The 15,492-nt window shown below is 69.6% G+C and carries 19 protein-coding genes and 1 pseudogene; 14 read left to right on the top strand and 6 right to left on the bottom strand.

All coding sequences use genetic code 11. The features are described 5' to 3' along the window. The 10 genes and pseudogenes from BLP62_RS09405 to BLP62_RS09360 form a co-directional block, all read left to right on the top strand. Positions 1–307: pseudogene (locus BLP62_RS09405) on the top strand (IS982 family transposase); the annotation flags it as partial. 27 nt (positions 308–334) lie between these two features. After that, a complete protein-coding gene (locus tag BLP62_RS09400) occupies positions 335–1,606 on the top strand; it encodes a thymidine phosphorylase (RefSeq protein WP_093008033.1) in 1,272 nt (423 codons plus the stop codon). Positions 1,607–1,680: 74 nt separating this feature from the next. After that, on the top strand, positions 1,681–2,568 hold the full coding sequence (locus BLP62_RS09395; RefSeq protein ID WP_093008031.1) for a M23 family metallopeptidase: 888 nt from the start codon (positions 1,681–1,683) through the stop codon (positions 2,566–2,568). A gap of 1 nt (position 2,569) precedes the next feature. After that, positions 2,570–2,944, top strand: coding sequence for a bactofilin family protein (locus BLP62_RS09390; protein WP_093008029.1), 375 nt, complete (start codon positions 2,570–2,572; stop codon positions 2,942–2,944). Continuing rightward, positions 2,944–3,801: an acetyl-CoA carboxylase, carboxyltransferase subunit beta gene (gene accD, locus BLP62_RS09385; protein ID WP_093008027.1), complete on the top strand. Its 858-nt coding sequence runs from the start codon at positions 2,944–2,946 to the stop codon at positions 3,799–3,801. Before BLP62_RS09390 ends, accD begins: the two co-directional genes overlap by 1 nt. Further along, positions 3,785–4,735, top strand: a complete 951-nt coding sequence (locus BLP62_RS09380) for an acetyl-CoA carboxylase carboxyltransferase subunit alpha (RefSeq protein ID WP_093008025.1) — start codon at positions 3,785–3,787, stop codon at positions 4,733–4,735. The genes accD and BLP62_RS09380 overlap by 17 nt, the downstream gene beginning before the upstream one ends. Before the next feature lie 68 nt (positions 4,736–4,803). Further along, positions 4,804–6,408, top strand: coding sequence for a PEGA domain-containing protein (locus BLP62_RS09375; protein WP_093008023.1), 1,605 nt, complete (start codon positions 4,804–4,806; stop codon positions 6,406–6,408). A 102-nt stretch (positions 6,409–6,510) separates the two neighbouring features. Beyond that, the gene (locus BLP62_RS09370) at positions 6,511–7,203 is read left to right on the top strand and encodes an NTP transferase domain-containing protein (RefSeq protein WP_093008021.1); all 693 of its coding nucleotides are present in this window, start codon (positions 6,511–6,513) and stop codon (positions 7,201–7,203) included. A gap of 4 nt (positions 7,204–7,207) precedes the next feature. Further along, on the top strand, positions 7,208–7,747 hold the full coding sequence (locus BLP62_RS09365) for a hypothetical protein (protein WP_093008019.1): 540 nt from the start codon (positions 7,208–7,210) through the stop codon (positions 7,745–7,747). Between the two features lie 128 nt (positions 7,748–7,875). Beyond that, positions 7,876–8,115 carry a ferredoxin gene (locus BLP62_RS09360; RefSeq protein ID WP_008630832.1) on the top strand — a complete coding sequence of 80 codons (240 nt, stop codon included), beginning with the start codon at positions 7,876–7,878 and terminating at the stop codon, positions 8,113–8,115. Positions 8,116–8,187: 72 nt separating this feature from the next. Here BLP62_RS09360 and BLP62_RS09355 read toward each other — a convergent pair whose 3' ends face one another. The 3 genes from BLP62_RS09355 to BLP62_RS09345 all read right to left on the bottom strand — a co-directional run bounded on the left by BLP62_RS09355 (position 8,188) and on the right by BLP62_RS09345 (position 10,126). Next, positions 8,188–8,658 (bottom strand): GNAT family N-acetyltransferase, encoded by a 471-nt coding sequence (locus BLP62_RS09355; protein ID WP_093008017.1) that lies wholly within the window; start codon positions 8,656–8,658, stop codon positions 8,188–8,190. An 82-nt stretch (positions 8,659–8,740) separates the two neighbouring features. After that, on the bottom strand, positions 8,741–8,962 hold the full coding sequence (locus BLP62_RS09350; RefSeq protein ID WP_038064636.1) for a cold-shock protein: 222 nt from the start codon (positions 8,960–8,962) through the stop codon (positions 8,741–8,743). Between the two features lie 117 nt (positions 8,963–9,079). Continuing rightward, positions 9,080–10,126, bottom strand: coding sequence for a DnaJ C-terminal domain-containing protein (locus tag BLP62_RS09345; RefSeq protein ID WP_093008015.1), 1,047 nt, complete (start codon positions 10,124–10,126; stop codon positions 9,080–9,082). A 147-nt stretch (positions 10,127–10,273) separates the two neighbouring features. Between BLP62_RS09345 and BLP62_RS09335 the strand changes: the two genes are divergently transcribed. Beyond that, a complete protein-coding gene (locus tag BLP62_RS09335; protein WP_093008013.1) occupies positions 10,274–11,335 on the top strand; it encodes an aminotransferase class V-fold PLP-dependent enzyme in 1,062 nt (353 codons plus the stop codon). Here the strand turns inward: BLP62_RS09335 and BLP62_RS09330 are convergent. Further along, positions 11,327–12,112 carry an undecaprenyl-diphosphate phosphatase gene (locus tag BLP62_RS09330; protein WP_093008011.1) on the bottom strand — a complete coding sequence of 262 codons (786 nt, stop codon included), beginning with the start codon at positions 12,110–12,112 and terminating at the stop codon, positions 11,327–11,329. The genes BLP62_RS09335 and BLP62_RS09330 overlap by 9 nt on opposite strands. 14 nt (positions 12,113–12,126) lie before the next feature. Between BLP62_RS09330 and ispD the strand changes: the two genes are divergently transcribed. The 3 genes from ispD to BLP62_RS09315 are packed head-to-tail and all read left to right on the top strand — an operon-like array spanning position 12,127 to position 14,130. Then, positions 12,127–12,783, top strand: coding sequence for a 2-C-methyl-D-erythritol 4-phosphate cytidylyltransferase (ispD, locus tag BLP62_RS09325; protein ID WP_093008009.1), 657 nt, complete (start codon positions 12,127–12,129; stop codon positions 12,781–12,783). After that, the gene (ispE, locus tag BLP62_RS09320; protein WP_093008007.1) at positions 12,756–13,616 is read left to right on the top strand and encodes a 4-(cytidine 5'-diphospho)-2-C-methyl-D-erythritol kinase; all 861 of its coding nucleotides are present in this window, start codon (positions 12,756–12,758) and stop codon (positions 13,614–13,616) included. Before ispD ends, ispE begins: the two co-directional genes overlap by 28 nt. Beyond that, positions 13,561–14,130 carry a TenA family protein gene (locus BLP62_RS09315; RefSeq protein WP_093008005.1) on the top strand — a complete coding sequence of 190 codons (570 nt, stop codon included), beginning with the start codon at positions 13,561–13,563 and terminating at the stop codon, positions 14,128–14,130. The genes ispE and BLP62_RS09315 overlap by 56 nt, the downstream gene beginning before the upstream one ends. A 232-nt stretch (positions 14,131–14,362) precedes the next feature. Here BLP62_RS09315 and BLP62_RS09310 read toward each other — a convergent pair whose 3' ends face one another. Together BLP62_RS09310 and BLP62_RS09305 are read right to left on the bottom strand one after the other, a co-directional pair. Further along, positions 14,363–14,857, bottom strand: coding sequence for a CarD family transcriptional regulator (locus BLP62_RS09310; protein ID WP_093008003.1), 495 nt, complete (start codon positions 14,855–14,857; stop codon positions 14,363–14,365). Next, entirely contained in the window at positions 14,854–15,414 is a 561-nt protein-coding gene (locus BLP62_RS09305) for a TetR/AcrR family transcriptional regulator (protein WP_093008001.1), read from the bottom strand. Before BLP62_RS09305 ends, BLP62_RS09310 begins: the two co-directional genes overlap by 4 nt. Positions 15,415–15,492: the final 78 nt, after the last annotated feature.

The raw sequence follows: 15,492 nt of genomic DNA, 5'->3' as shown, positions 1-15,492 counted from the left end.
CCTTCCCGAGGGGGCGGAGCTCTACCTGGACCGGGGGTACGAGAGCCATCTGTACGAGGACCTCCTCCGGGAGGCCCAGGAGGTTGTTCCCATGGTCATCCGCAGGAGGAACAGCCGGCGGTATCTCCCTTGGATGCAGTACCTGGCCATCGTGGGGCGGAGGGTGGTGGAGACGGTGGGGAGCATGCTCCATCACCTCTTCCCCAGGCGCATCCACGCCGTGACCCAGGAGGGTTTCGTCATCAAAGTTCTCACCTTCGTCCTGGCCCATAACATCAGTCTCCTGACCCAGAAGATGGCTGGGTAGCAACTTGGGTTAGCGTAGCATGGGCCCATGAACCCCGTGGTCTTCATCCGGGAGAAGCGGGAAGGAGGCAAGCACCGCCGGGAGGACCTCGAGGCCTTCCTCTTTGGCTACCTGCGGGACGAGGTGCCGGACTACCAGGTTTCCGCCTGGCTCATGGCGGCCTTTCTGCGGGGCCTAGACCTCGAGGAGACCCTCTGGCTCACCGAGGCCATGGCCCGCTCGGGGAAGGTCCTGGACCTCTCCGGCCTGCCCCACCCCGTGGACAAGCACTCCTCGGGGGGCGTGGGGGACAAGGTGAGCCTGCTGGTGGGGCCGATCCTCGCCGCAAGCGGGTGCACCTTCGCCAAGATGTCGGGCCGGGGCCTGGCCCACACCGGGGGGACCATAGACAAGCTGGAATCCGTCCCGGGCTGGCGGGGGGAGATGACGGAGGCGGAGTTCTTGGAGAGGGCCCGGAGGGTGGGCCTGGTCATCACCGCCCAAAGCCCGGACCTCGCCCCCCTGGACGGGAAGCTTTACGCCCTCCGCGACGTGACCGCCACGGTGGAGAGCGTGCCCTTGATCGCGAGCTCCATCATGAGCAAAAAGCTCGCCGCCGGGGCGCGGAGCCTCGTCTTGGACGTGAAGGTGGGCCGGGGGGCCTTCATGAAGACCCTGGAGGAGGCCCGGCTTTTGGCCAAGACCATGGTGGCCATCGGCCAGGGGGCGGGAAGGCGGGTGAGGGCCCTCCTCACCTCCATGGAGGCCCCCCTGGGGCGGGCGGTGGGAAACGCCATAGAGGTGCGGGAGGCCATACGGGCCCTCAAGGGGGAAGGCCCCGGGGACCTTCTGGAGGTGGCCCTGGCCCTGGCGGAGGAGGCCCTAAAGCTCGAGGGCCTGGACCCCGCCCTCGCCCGCAAGGCCCTGGAGGGCGGGGCGGCCTTGGAGAAGTTCCGGGCCTTCCTCGAGGCCCAGGGGGGAGACCCCAAGGTGGTGGAGGACTTCTCCCTTCTTCCCCTCGCCGAAGAGCACCCCCTCCTCGCCGAGGAGGAGGGCGTGGTGCGGGAGGTGGACGCCTACAAGGTGGGCCTCGCCGTCCTTGCCCTGGGCGGGGGGCGGAGGCGGAAGGGGGAGGCCATTGACCACGGGGTGGGGGTCTACCTCCTCAAGAAGCCCGGGGACCGGGTGGAACGGGGGGAGGCCTTGGCCCTCCTCTACCACCGGAACCGGGGCCTGGAGGAGGCCCTTGGGCACCTGCGGGAGGCCTACGCCCTGGGGGAGGAGGCGCACCCTGCCCCTTTGGTCCTCGAAGCGGTTTAGGTACCCCAAAAGCGGGTTCCTGGGCCAAAACCGGGGCGGGCGCTTGGCCCCCAGGGGTGGTATACTTCCTCGGGATGAAAAGGCGGCCTGTCCGGTACACCCTCCTCCTCGCCCGAAGCGGTGGGGGGAGCCGGGCCCTCACCTTTCCCGGCTGGGCCTTTGGCCTCTTCCTGGCCTTCCTCGCCCTCTGGACGGGGGTGAACCTCTACCTCTGGCACCGGGCCCGGGAGGTGCGGGCCCTCGAGGCCAGGCTCCACGCCCTCTCCCAGGAGGCGAGGCGGCTTTCCCTGGCCCTGGAGGCGGAGAAGGCCCAAAACGGGGCCCTCTCCCAGGAGGCGGAGCGCACCCGGAAGGAGCTCGAGGCCCTCAAGAAGGCCATAGAGGAGCTCCGCCGCCGCGCCGGGCTTTCCCCCATCAACGCCCTCCCCGTCCGCTACCAGGAGGGGGCCAAGGGGGGCGGGGCCATGGCGGCTTGGACCGAGGTGGAGGCCACCCTTTTGGACCTGAAGGCCCAGCTCGCCGAGCTCACCCCCGCCCTGGAGCGGACCCTGGAGGTGGAACAAAGCCTCCCCCTCGGGCTTCCCCTTAGGGGGTACCGGGAGGTCACCTCCTTCTTCGGGGTGCGCAAGAACCCCTTTGGCCCCGGGGTGGAGTTCCACGATGGCCTGGACTTTTCCGCCCCCTACGGCGCCCCGGTCTACGCCACGGGAGGCGGGGTGGTGGCCCGGGTGGGGTGGATGGGGGCTTACGGCCTCGCCGTGGTGGTGGACCACGCCCAAGGCTACCAGACCCTCTACGGCCACCTCTCCCGCGCCGCCGTGCGCCCCGGCCAGCGGGTGGCGCGGGGCGAGCTTTTGGGCTTTGTGGGCTCCACCGGCCGGTCCACGGGGCCCCACCTCCACTACTCCGTCTACCGCCAGGGGGAGGCGGTGGACCCCCGTCCCTACCTCGTGGGCCGATAAAATGAGGCGGATGTTTAGGCGCAAGGAAGCCCAGGCTCTGACCTACCTGGGTCCCGACACCGAGGTCCTCGGCGACCTCAAGGCCAAGGGCCAGGTGCGCATAGACGGCCGGGTGCAGGGCTCGGTCCTGGTGGAAGGGGAACTGGAGGTGGGCCCCACGGGCCGGGTGGAGGGCCCCAAGGTGGAGGCCAAGGCGGTCCACATCCACGGCGAGGTGCGGGCCGACCTGGTGGCGGAAAGGGTCTCCCTCGCCAAAACCGCCCGCTTCGCCGGGACCCTCCGGGCCCAGGCCCTGGACGTGGAGGCGGGGGCGGTTTTCGTGGGACAGAGCGTGGCCGGGGAGCACAAGGCCCTCGAGGCCCCCAAGGAGGCGTGATGGCCCTGGAGAGGCTCTTCCGCAGAAAGCGCCCGAGCGGGGGCGGCCGGGACGTCCCCGAGCTTTGGACCAAGTGCGAGGCCTGCGGGGCCCAGATTTACAAGAAGGAGTTCCAGGAGAACCTCCACGTCTGCCCCAAGTGCGGCCACCACCACCGCATGCCCGCCGAGGAGCGGGTGGCCATGCTGGCCGACCCTGGCACCTTCCAGGAGACCACGAGGCTTCGGCCCCTGGACCCTTTGGGCTTCGTGGACACCAAGCCCTACGCCGAGCGCCTCAAGGCCTACCAGGGGGAGACGGGCAGGCCCGACGCCATCCTGGGGGGCACCTGCGCCATCGGCGGGGTGCCCGCGGTCCTCCTCGTCATGGACTACGCCTTCGCCGGAGGCTCCATGGGGAGCGTGGTGGGGGAGGAGATCGCCCGCGGGGCGGAGAGGGCGGCGGAGGAGGGGAGGGCCCTCGTCATCGTGGCCGCCTCGGGGGGGGCGAGGATGCAGGAGGCCGCCCTTTCCCTCATGCAGATGGCCAAGACGGTGATGAGCCTGGACCTCCTTTGGGGAAAGCGCCTCCCCTACGTCTCCGTCCTCACCGACCCCACCACGGGGGGGGTCACGGCGAGCTTCGCCGCCTTGGCCGACGTGATCTTCGCCGAGCCCGGGGCCCTGATCGGCTTCGCTGGGCCCCGGGTCATCCGCCAGACCATCCGCCAGGAGCTCCCCGAGGGCTTCCAGCGCGCGGAGTTCCTCTTGAAGCACGGCATGGTGGACCGGGTCACGGACCGCCGCCGCCTGAAGCGGGAGGTGGTCCAGGCCCTCCGCCACCTCCACCCGGGAGTCCCCTATGCCCCTGGAGTTTGAAAAGCCCATCCTGGAGCTGGAACGGCGCATTCAGGAGCTCAAGGAGACGGCCAAGGCCACGGGGGTGGACCTCCAGGCCGAGATCCGCCTCCTGGAGGAGCGCCTGGCCCAGCTCAAGAAGGAGACCTACGGGAACCTCACCCCCTGGCAGCGGGTCCAGCTCGCCCGCGCCCAAGGGCGGCCCACCACCTTAGACGTCCTGGAGAAGGCCTTCCAGGACTTCCTGGAGCTCCACGGGGACCGGGCCTTCGCCGACGACCCCGCCATCGTGGGCGGGCTCGCCTACCTCGAGGGGGAGAAGGTGGTGGTGGTGGGGCATCAGAAGGGCCGGGACACCAAGGAGAACCTCCAGCGCAACTTCGGCATGCCCCACCCCGAGGGCTACCGCAAGGCCATGCGCCTCATGGACCTGGCGGACCGCTTCGGCTACCCCTTCCTCACCTTCGTGGACACCCCCGGGGCCTACCCCGGGGTCTCCGCCGAGGAGCGGGGCCAGGCCTGGGTCATCGCCCAGAGCATCCAGCGGATGAGCCGCCTCCGGGTCCCCGCCGTGACGGTGATCCTGGGGGAGGGGGGAAGCGGGGGGGCCTTGGCCATCGCCGTGGCCAACCGGGTCCTCATTCTGGAAAACGCCTGGTACTCCGTGATCAGCCCCGAGTCCTGCGCCGCCATCCTCTGGCGGGACGCCAAGGAGGCCCCCAAGGCCGCCGAGGCCCTGAAGCTCACCGCCAAGGACCTCCTGGCCCAGAAGGTGGTGGACGCCGTCATCCCCGAGCCCGAGGGCGGGGCCCATAAGGACCCTGACCGGGCCATCCAAAACCTCAAGGAGGCCCTTCTAAAAACCCTGGAGGAACTCAAGGGCCTCTCCCCGGAGGCCCTTTACCAGGACCGCTACCGCCGCTTCCGGCGCCTTGGGGCCTATGCCGAGCCTTAAGGGGTCTTGGCCTTTTTCCCTCAGGATTTTCACACCTAAGCCCTAACCTAGGGGTGGAGGTGAAGGCTATGAGGAAACTCCTTTGGGCGCTCTTGGGGCTTGGGTTGGGCCTGGCCCAGCAGCTTAGCCCCCAGGGCATCCTCGTGAACCCGGTGCCCACGGACCTCAGGGTGAAGGTCTGGGTGGACAAGGACCCCGCCAAACGGGGGGACGCCGTCTACCAGGTGGGCGAGCCCATTTACATCTACGTGAACGTCAACCAGGACGCCTACGTCTACCTCTTCAACGTCAACGCCGACGGGGAGATCAACCCCATTCTGCCCAACGCCTACGAGCGGCAGAACTTCCTCCGGGCGGGGGAAACCCGGCGCTTTCCCCCGGAAGGGGCCCGCTACCGCTACACCGTCACCGGCCCCGAAGGGGAGGACCGCATCCTGGCCGTGGCCAGCAGGCGCCCCCTTTCCCTGGGGGAGATCCTGGACGTGGAGGCCAACCGGGTGAAGGTCCGGGGGGCGGAGGCCCTGGCCCGGGCGCTTTCCATCGTCATAGAACCCCTTCCGGACAAGGACTGGGTTACGGACGTGGCCCGCTACTTCGTGGGCCGGGTTTCCGCCCCGGCCACGGCCACCCTGGCGGTGGACTCCAGGCCCCAGGGGGCCGAGGTCTACCTGGACGGCCGCCTCCAGGGCCGCACCCCCCTCGTCCTTTCCGTGAACCCCGGGCGGCACGAGGTGGAGCTTCGGCTTGCGGGCTACCAGCCCTACCGGGTGACGGTGAACCCCAAGCCGGGGGAGCGGGTGCAGGTCTTCGCCCCCCTCTCCCCCGAGCCCCGGCAGGGGACCTTGAGCGTGAGCTCCACCCCTCCGGGGGCCGAGGTCTACGTGGACGGGGCGTTGCGGGGCCGCACGCCCCTCACCCTGAGCCTGCCCGAGGGGCGGTACAGGGTGGAGCTCAGGCTTGCGGACCACGAACCTTACCAGGCCCAGGTTTCGGTGCGCCGGGGGGAGACCACCCGCTTGGACGTGCGCCTCACGCCCATCCCCCGCACGGGCACCCTCTTCCTGGAGTCCAGCCCCCAAGGGGCCGAGGTCTACCTGGATGGCCGCCTCCAGGGCCGCACCCCTCTGCGCCTCACCCTGAACGAGGGCACCTACCGGGTGGAGCTCCGCCTCCCGGGGTACGAGCCCTATGGGGCCACGGTGCGGGTGGAAAGGGGCCGGGAGACCAGGCTTGTTGCGAGCCTCAGGCCCCTGCGCACCGGGGAGCTCTTCCTGGAGGCCAGGCCCGAGGGGGCCGAGGTCTACCTGGACGGCCGCTTTGCGGGGCGGGCTCCCCTTAGGGTGAGCCTCGAGGCCGGGCTCCACGAGGTCCGGGTCCTGGCCCCGGGGCACGCGGAGTACCGGGCCCAGGTGGAGGTGCGCCCCGGGGAGACCCTGAGGCTTTTCGTGGAGCTCGTCCCGGTGCGGGCGATCCTGGAGCTTTACCTCAACGTGGAGGCCCGGGTCTTCCTGGACGGGGAGGAGGTGGGCATGGCCAAGGGGGGCTACCTCCGCCTCGAGGCGCCTTTCGGCGAGCACGAGCTCACCCTGGTGGCCCCGGGCTACCGCACCCTGGTGCAGACGGTGCAGGTGAGCGGAAACCAGACCCTCCGCTTCACCTTAAGGCCCCTTTAAGGCCAGCATGCCCCGGTGCCTCCTTGGGTGAGCCGAAGCCCATACGGGTTCCCACCGCGGCTTTGGCCGCGGTGGGGTTTTCCTTTCGGTAGGATGGGGGGGATGGAGGCCATCCTCTTGGCCGGGGGCGAGGAGCCCTGGGCGCGAAAGTACGGGGTGAGGAGCAAGGCTCTGGTGCCCTACCGGGGAAGGCCCATGGCGGAGTGGGTCCTGGAGGCCTTGAGGGGGGCGGGCCTCGAGGCCATCTACGTGGGGGAGAACCCGGGGCTTTCCCCGCCTCCCAGGCTCACCCTCCCCGACCAAGGAAGCCTCCTCGCCAACCTCGAGGCCGCCTTGGCCCACGTGGAGGGAAAGGCCCTGGTGGCCACCGCGGACCTCCCCCACCTCACCCCCGAGGCGGTGCGCTTCGTCCTGGAGAGGGCCCCCGAGGCCGCCTTGGTCTACCCCATCGTGCCCAAGGAACGGGTGGAGGCCCGCTTTCCCGGGAACCGCCGCACCTACGCCCGCCTGAGGGAGGGCACTTTCACCGGGGGGAACCTCCTCCTCCTGGACAAGGCCCTCTTCTTCCAGGCCCTGCCCTTGGCCAAGCGGGTGGTGGCGCTAAGGAAAAGGCCCTTGGCCTTGGCCCGCTTGGTGGGCCTGGATGTCCTCTTCAAGCTCCTTCTGGGGCGGCTTTCCCTGGGCGAGCTGGAGGCCCGGGCCGGGAGGATCCTGGGGGTGGAGGCCCGGGCCCTCGTCACCCCCTACCCCGAGGTGGGGGTGGACGTGGACCGGGAGGAGGACCTGGTAAGCTAAGCCCATGCGCACGGTGAAGGAGCTTCGCCTGGCCGGGCTTTTCGCCTACTTGGCCGCCCTGGTCCTCGGGCTTCTTTCCTCCTACATCGTCCACGCCCTCCTGGGGGGTGGGGGCCGCTTGGGCTGGGGAAGCTTCAACTTCTTCGGCCTTTTGGAGGGCCTGGCTTTCCTCCTTGTCTTTACCTTCTCCCTCTATCTGGCCAAGAAGGCGGTGCGGGTGCCCTGCACCACCCTGCTCACCGCCGGGCTGGTCTGGCCCACCCCGGCCTGGCGCCTGGCCAAGCCCCTGCCCCGGGTGGAGGCCCTCGAGGCCTACGAGGGCCGGGGGGTGGCCCTCTTGGTGCAGGAGGGGCGTCCCGTGGGGCTTTTGGGCCTCTCCGACCACATCCTGGCCCTGGAGGAGGTGCCCAGCGTGGAGGCGGAGGTGGCGGCGAGCGAGCTTTACCCCCTCTTCCTGCGCCAGCCCCTGGTCCTCGTGGTCCGGGGGGAGGAGGTGCTTGGGGCCATCCCCCGGGAGGCCTTTTTCCGCCACCTGGGGGTCTGATACCACCCCACGCTGGGGGGCCCCGGCAAAGGGCCAGCCGGGCGAAGGAAACGGGGAGAAAGGGTATGGCCTTGACAGGAGGGAAGGTGCCCTAAAATAGGGGGGAGCGGTAGCTCAGGAGGTGGAGAATGCCGCACGTGATCTGCGAACCCTGCATCGGCGTGAAGGACCAGTCCTGCGTGGAAGTCTGCCCGGTGGAGTGCATCTACGATGGGGGGGACCAGTTCTACATCCACCCCGAGGAGTGCATTGACTGCGGGGCCTGCGTCCCCGCCTGCCCGGTGAACGCCATCTATCCCGAGGAGGACGTCCCCGAGCAGTGGAAGTCCTACATTGAGAAGAACCGCAAGCTGGCCGGCCTAGAGTAGGGGCGCGGCCCGGCCTCCCCGCCCTCGAGGCGGGGGGGCGTTCTTTTTCCCGCCTAGGCCCGGGAAGGTCCCCTAAGGCGCGAGCTCCCGCACGTACCAGCTCAGGGCGGGCCCGCCGTCTTTCACGTGGCGGAAGCCCTGGGCTTCAAAAAAGGCCTTGGCCCGGGGGTTGTGGCCGTAGACCACGGCGTAGAGCCTTTCCACCCCTGCCAGGTGGGAGAGGAGGTGCCTCAGGGCCCGCCGGCCGAGCCCCTGGCCCTGGTGGTCCTCCCGGATGAGGAGGAGGCTCAAGGTGGCGTCCCCTTCCTCGGGGTAGTGGAGCTTGTAGTCCAGGTAGCCCACGGCCTCCTCCTCCAGGAAGAGGAGAAAGGCCCGGCGGCGGGGGTCCTTGCCGAGGGTGAGGAGGTCTTGGAGGACGTCCTCCAGGGTGGGGGGTTCCATCCCGATCAGGGTGAAGTAGCTCGGGCTTTGGAGGAAAAGGCCGTGGAGCCTCGGGGCGTCCTCCGGCGAGGCTGGCCGCAGGCTTAGGCTTAAGGCCCGCATCCCGCTTATCCTACCCGCGCTCTTCCAAGAAGGGGGTGAGAAAAGACCGCCCCGGGTTTCCCGGGGCGGCCCTCCGAGGCCGTTACTTGCGGGCCGGCTCCACCACGGTGACGTTCACCGCCTGGGGGCCCTTGCCGTTCTTGCCCGGCTCCACGTCAAAGGTGACGATGTCGCCCTCGTTCAGGGTGCGGAACCCCTTGGCGTTGATGGCGCTGAAGTGGACGAACACGTCCGTGTCCCCTTCGCGCTCAATGAAGCCGTAGCCCTTCTCCGCGTTGAACCACTTGACCCGACCCTTCTGCATACCGCTCCTTCTTCTTCCGGGCCCGAAGGCCCGTATCCGGGGCTTGAGGGGTTGCTTTAGACCCTGTTGGGGCCACCCTAAAGCGACCCGGAATGACCCACTATACCACGGGAGGGGCTACTTGCGGAAGAGGCCCTTGAGCTTTTCCCAGAAGCCCTCGGGGGCCACCTCCTCCCCCACCTCCTCGGCGTAGGCCCGGAGGAGCTCCTTGGCCTTTGGGGAGAGCTTTTTGGGCACCACGAGCTCCACCACCACCCGCAAGGCCCCCCGCCCCCCGGGGTGGGGGAGGCCCTCCCCGGGAAGCTCAAAGACCTCCCCGTGGCCCGTGCCCGGGGGGATCTCCAGGGGGATGGGGCCCTCGAGGCCCGGCACCTCCACCCGGGCGCCCAAGGCGGCCTGGGCCAGGCCGAGCTTGAGGCGGTAGACCAGGTCCGGGCCTTCCCGCTCCAGGTGGGGGTGGGGGCGGACCTTAAGGCGCACGTAGAGGTCCCCAGGGCCCCCCGGGCCCAGGTTGCCGTACCCAGGCACCCGGAGGAGGTGCTCCTCCCCCATACCCGGGGGGATCTTCACCGGGATCCGCTCCTCCCGGGCCACGCGGCCCCGGCCCCGGCAGACGGGGCAGGCCTCCGCCAGGAGGAAGCCCTGGCCCTTGCAGTGGGGGCAGGGGGTGCGGCTTACGAAGGTGCCGAAGAAGCCTCGCTGGTAGCTCTCCACCACCCCTTGGCCCCCGCAGGTGGGGCAGGCCACCCGCCTCCCTCCCTGGCCCCCGCAGGCCTCGCAGGGGACCAGGCGGCTGTAGGCCACCTCCGCCTCCTTGCCCCGGAGGAGGTCTCGGAGTTCCACCTCCACCTGGACCTCGAGGTCCTCCCCCCGGGGGGCCGGGCGGCCTTGGGGGCGGAAGCCGAAGACCTGGGCGAAGAGGTCAAAGAGGTCCTCCACCTTCACGCTCCCTTCCCCCAAAAGCCCTCGGTCGTACTGGGCCCGCTTCTCGGGGTCGGAGAGGACGGCGTAGGCCTCGTTGATCTCCTTGAAGCGCTCTTCCGCCGCCTTGTCCCCCGGGTTCTTGTCCGGGTGGTACCGGAGGGCGAGCTGGCGGTAGGCCTTCTTGATCTCCTCCTGGGTGGCGTCCCGGCCCACCCCCAGGATGGCGTAGTAGTCCTTCATCCACCTAGCACTTTACAAGGGAAGGGGGTTTTGCTAAAGTAGCCGGCAATGAGGCTCCTGCGAGCTATCCGGTAGGGGGCCCCTTCCTTCGGGAAGGGCCCCCCCGGGTTTGCCCGCGGGGGCCTCGGCCTTTGAGGAGGCACGAGGATGCTGCTCTTGACCCCCGGACCCACCCCCATCCCCGAACGCGTGCAAAAGGCCCTCCTCCGCCCCATGCGCGGCCACCTGGACCCCGAGGTGCTGGCGGTGAACCGGGCCATCCAGGAGCGCCTGCGAAGCCTCTTTGATCCCGGGGAAGGGGCCTTGGTGGCGGCCTTGGCGGGCTCGGGAAGCCTGGCCATGGAGGCGGGCCTCGCCAACCTGGACCGGGGCCCGGTCCTGGTCCTGGTGAACGGGGCCTTCTCCCAGAGGGTGGCGGAGATGGCGGCCCTCCACGGCCTCGAGCCCACCGTCTTGGACTTCCCCCCGGGTGAGCCCGTGGACCCCGAGGCCGTGGCCAAGGCGCTGAAGCGGCGGCGCTACCGCATGGTGGCCTTAGTCCACGGGGAGACCTCCACCGGGGTGCTGAACCCCGCGGAGGCGGTGGGGGCCCTGGCCAAGGAGGCCGGGGCCCTCTTCTTCCTGGACGCCGTCACCACCTTGGGGATGCTCCCCTTCTCCATGCAGAGGATGGGGGTGGACTACGCCTTCACGGGGAGCCAGAAGTGCCTCTCCGCCCCGCCCGGTCTCGCCCCCATGGCCCTCTCGGCGGAGGGCCGCCAGGCCTTCACCGGGAGGCGGGGCTGGTACCTGGACCTCGCCCGGGTGGCCGAGCACTGGGAGCGGGGCGGGTACCACCACACCACCCCGGTCCTCCTCCACTACGCCCTCCTCGAGGCCTTGGACCTGGCCCTGGAAGAAGGCCTGGAGGCCCGGGAAAGGCGGGCCCGGGAGATCTACGCCTGGCTTTTGGAGGAGCTTAAGGCCCGGGGCTTCCGCCCCTACCCCAAGGCGAGCCCTCTGCCCACGGTCCTGGTGGTCCGTCCCCCCGAGGGGGTGGAGGCGGACCGTCTGGTGAAGGCCCTCTACGCCCAAGGGGTGGCCGTGGCCGGGGGCATCGGCCCCACCCGGGGGCAGGTCCTGCGGCTCGGCCTCATGGGGGAGGGGGCCCGGAGGGCGCTTTATGAGGCCTTCCTGGAGGCCCTGGACCGCGCCTTGGCCCTAGCGTAGGAAGAAGTAGGCGTAGACCAGGGCCAAAACCATGCGGTAGTAGGCGAAGGGGCGGAAGCCCCAGCGCTCCACGGCCGCCACCATCCAGCGCACGGTGAAAAGAGCGGTGGCCAGGGCCGCCGCGAAGCCCAAAAGGAGGAGTTCCCAGCCTTCCTTCGGAACCGCGGGGGCGCTTTTTACGAGGTCGTAGCCCACCGCGGCCAGCATGGTGGGCAGGGCCAGGAGGAAGCTGAACTCCGCGGCCGCCTTCCGCTTAAGCCCCAGGAGGAGGCCCCCCAGGATCGTGGCCCCGCTCCGGCTGGTGCCGGGGAAGAGGGCGGAAAGCCCCTGGAAGAACCCGATCCAGGCCACCCGCCCCAGGGGAAGGGCCTTCACGTCCTCGTACCGGGCCCGCTCCGCCATGCGGTCCGCGAGAAGCAGGGCCAGGCCCACGAAGAAGAGGAAGAAGACCACCACCCCGTCTTTCCCCAGGATGTACCCCTTGATGAGGGGGTAGAAGAGGAAGCCGATGGCCCCCGTGGGCACGAAGGCCACCCCGATGCGCACCCAAAGCCCCCGGTCGGCGGCGAAGCGCTTTCCGTAAAGGAGGAGCACCGCCAGGATGGCCCCGAGCTGGATGGCGATGAGGAAGGTCTTGAGGAAGGGGTCGTCCTCCACGGGCAGGCCGAGGAGGTGGAAGAGGAGGGTCAGGTGGCCGGTGGAGGAGACGGGTAGGAACTCCGTGAGCCCCTCCACGAGTCCCAGGAGAAGGGCTTCCCAAGCGCTCACGCGGCCCATGCTACCATGGGGGCGTGGAGGTTTCCGTCCTCATCCCCGCCGCCGGGAAGGGGGAGCGGCTTGGCCTTGGGCCCAAGGCCTTCCTCCGGGTGGGGGGGAGGACCCTTTTGGAGTGGACCCTGGCCGCCTTCCTGGAGGCCGCGGAGGTCCTGGTGGCCCTGCCCCCGGGGGCGAGCCCCCCTCGAGGCCTAAGGGCCACCTTCCTGGAAGGGGGGGAAACCCGGCAGGAGTCGGTGGCCCGCCTCCTGGAGGCGGCGAGCCTCCCCCTGGTGCTGGTGCACGACGTGGCCCGGCCCTTCGTAAGCCGTGCCCTGGTGGAACGGGTGGCCAAGGCCGCCCGGGCCCAGGGGGCAGCGGTGCCGGTGCTTCCCGTCCCCGACACCCTCATCCGCCCCGAGGGGGAGGCCTACGGGGCGGCCCTTCCCCGGGAGGCCTTGCGCCTGGTGCAGACCCCCCAGGGCTTCTTCACCGCCCTCCTCCGCGAAGCCCACGCCTACGCCAGGAAGCAGGGGCTTTCCGCCACCGACGATGCCCAGCTGGTGCAGGCCCTGGGCTACCCCGTGGCCCTGGTGGAGGGGGAGAGGACGGCCTTCAAGGTCACCTACCCCGAGGACCTCTTCTTGGCGGAGGCCCTGGCCCGCGTATGGAACGGATCGCCCCAGGCAAGGTGAACCTGGGCCTCTCCCTCTTGGGGAGGAGGCCCGACGGCTACCACGAGCTCCACACCCTCTTCGCCGCCCTTTCCTTCGGGGACCGCCTCCACCTGGAGCCCATCCCCGAGGGGATCGCCTTCCGCGGCCGCTACGGGCGAAGGAACCTGGCCTACCGGGCGGCCTCGGCCTACCTGGAAAAGGCGGGCTGGCCTGGGGGGGTGCGCATCGTCTTGGAGAAGAACCTCCCCGAGGGGGCGGGCCTCGGCGGGGGCAGTTCCGACGCCGCCCAGGTGCTCCTGGCCCTGAAGGCGCTTTACCCGGCGGAGGTGGACCTCTTTTCCCTCGCCCTCTCCCTGGGGGCGGACGTGCCCTTCTTCCTCCTGGGGGGGGTGGCCGAGGCCCGGGGGGTGGGGGAGCGGCTCAGGCCCCTCGCCCTGCCCCCCTTGCCCGTGGTGGTCTTCGCCTCGGGTCTTCGCCTCCTTACCCCCTTGGTCTACCGGGAGGTGAAGCCCCACGACTTCGCCCCGGAGCTTCCGGTGGAGGCCATCCTGGAGGCCCTGGCCCGGGGGGAGGAGCCCCCCTACTGGAATAGCCTCGAGGGTCCCGCCTTCCGCCTCCACCCTGAGCTTCAGGAGGTCAAGGCCCGGCTTCGGGCCCTGGGGCTTAAGGGGGTCCTCCTTTCCGGCTCGGGGAGCGCCTTCTTCGGCCTGGCCGAGGACGAGGCCCACGCCAGGCGGGCGGTGGAGGCCCTGAGGCGCACGGGCTACGCCCGCTGGGGGTTTTTGGGAGGGAACCATGGGGCTTTTGCAGCAGACGGAGGCCCGCTACCGCCAAGCCCTGGAGGCGCTTAAGGCCCTTCCCATCCGCTGGGACCGGGAGCGCTTCGCCTTTTGGCTGAAGCAGGACTACCCCTTCGTGGAGGCCCTCTACCGCTACCAGGTGGCCCTCCTCGCCGAGGCCCCCCAGGCCCACCGCTTCCCCCTGGTCCAGGCCCTCTTGGCCACGGTGGAGGAGCTGGACTGGCTTTTGGCCCAGGGGGCGGACCCCAAGGCCCCCGTCCACCCGGTGCGGCGGGAGTACGTCGGCCTCCTGGAGGAGATGGCCGGGCTTGGCTACCCCTACCGCCTGGTGCTCTTCTACTTCCTCAACCGCCTCTTCCTCGAGGCCTGGAACGCCCACGTGGAGGGCGACGGCCCCTGGCGGGAGCTTTCCGAGCACTGGGCGGCCCCGGAGTTCCAGGCGGTGCTCTTTGACCTCGAGGTGCTGGCCCAGGGAGTGGCCGAGGGCCTGGACCAAGAGGTTTTGGCCCGCTACCTGGAGCGCATTCTGGAGATGGAGGAAAAGACCTGGAGCCTCCTCCTGTGAACCCTGCTTCGCCCGGCTAAGTACCCCGCTCTGGCTTGCGCCAGAGCGGGGGCCCCAAAAGGGCCTTCGCAAAGCCCCACTTCCGGCGTCCCATGTGGCGAAATCAAGGTGCGGGCGCTTAGCTTGAGGAAGCCCCTTGAGAAGGCTGGCGCAAGCCAGCATGGGGCGGCATGTCGCGCTGTCCCAGGAAACCCCACCCCCTGGCTCCTCAAGATGGGACGTCCAAGGGGGCTTAGTTTAGGTCTTCTCCCCAGGCCTCCTCAAAGAGGCGCTTGGCCTCCACCAGGGTGATCTCCAGGGTTTGCGAGACCTCCTCGGCGAGGAGGTGGATGGCCCGCCTCAGGGCCTGCCGGTCCAGGTCGGGCAGGCCCCGCTCCAGCTCCCAGGCCCTGAGCTGCCCGGCCATCTGGGCGAGGCGGTAGGGGTTTCCGTCCGCCAGGATCTCGCTGGTCTTGCGGTGCCGGGCGGCCCACTGCTTGGGCAGGGGCATCCGCCCGTTTTTAAGGAGGTCCAGGATCACCGGGACCTCCTCCGGAGCCAAGGCCTTGCGCATGCCCACGCTCTGCGGGGCCTCCACGGGCACGTAGGCCTTGGAGCGGGAGCCGGGAAAGTCCACCTGGTAGTAGGCCCGGCTGACGCCGCTCACGCTGCGCTGGGCTATGCCCGCCACCACGCCCACCCCGTAAGGGGGCAAGACCACCTTGTCGCCGGGACGGAACTCTTTCACGGCGCGACTCCTTTCCGGAGCACCAGAAGAAGGTGCTCCAAATACGCCTCCACCTCCAGCTGGGGGTTGCAGCCAAGGGCCGCGATCACCGCGGCCGTGGCCTTGGGGGAGAGCTCCGGCCGCACGGCCCCCTCCTCCTGGCCGCTTCGCACCAGGGCCTCCAGGAGGTCCAGGTAGTGCTGGTGAAGCCCCTTGAGCCAGGGGGTGGGGTCCTCCATGGCCTCCCGGGCCACCGCCGCCCAAAGCCCCCTCCACTCCGCGACCCAGGCCAGGCGCTTTTCCAGGATGCGCTCCAGGCACATAAAAAAGGGCGCCCGCAGGCGCACCAACTCCTCCACCTCCCGGTAAAAGGCCCAGGTTCGCTCTTCCACCAGGTTTTTGAGGAGGTCCTTCTTGTCGCGGAAGTAGAGGTAGATGGTCCCTTTCCCCACCTCGGCCTTCCGGGCCACGTCCTCCATCTTCAGACCGGAAAGCCCGCTTTCCCGGAGAACCTCTAGGGTGGCCTGGAGGATGGCCTCTCGCTTTCCCTTAGCTAAGGCCCCCGGGGGGGATACCATCGCGGCCACGACCCCAAGTCTACCACACCGCCCTTTTCCTTTCATGAGGAGGCGGCTACCCTATAGGGTATAGGAGGT

The organism is Thermus arciformis, assembly GCF_900102145.1.
GTDB lineage: Bacteria > Deinococcota > Deinococci > Deinococcales > Thermaceae > Thermus > Thermus arciformis.
This window is presented reverse-complemented; position numbering and strand designations above follow the sequence as displayed.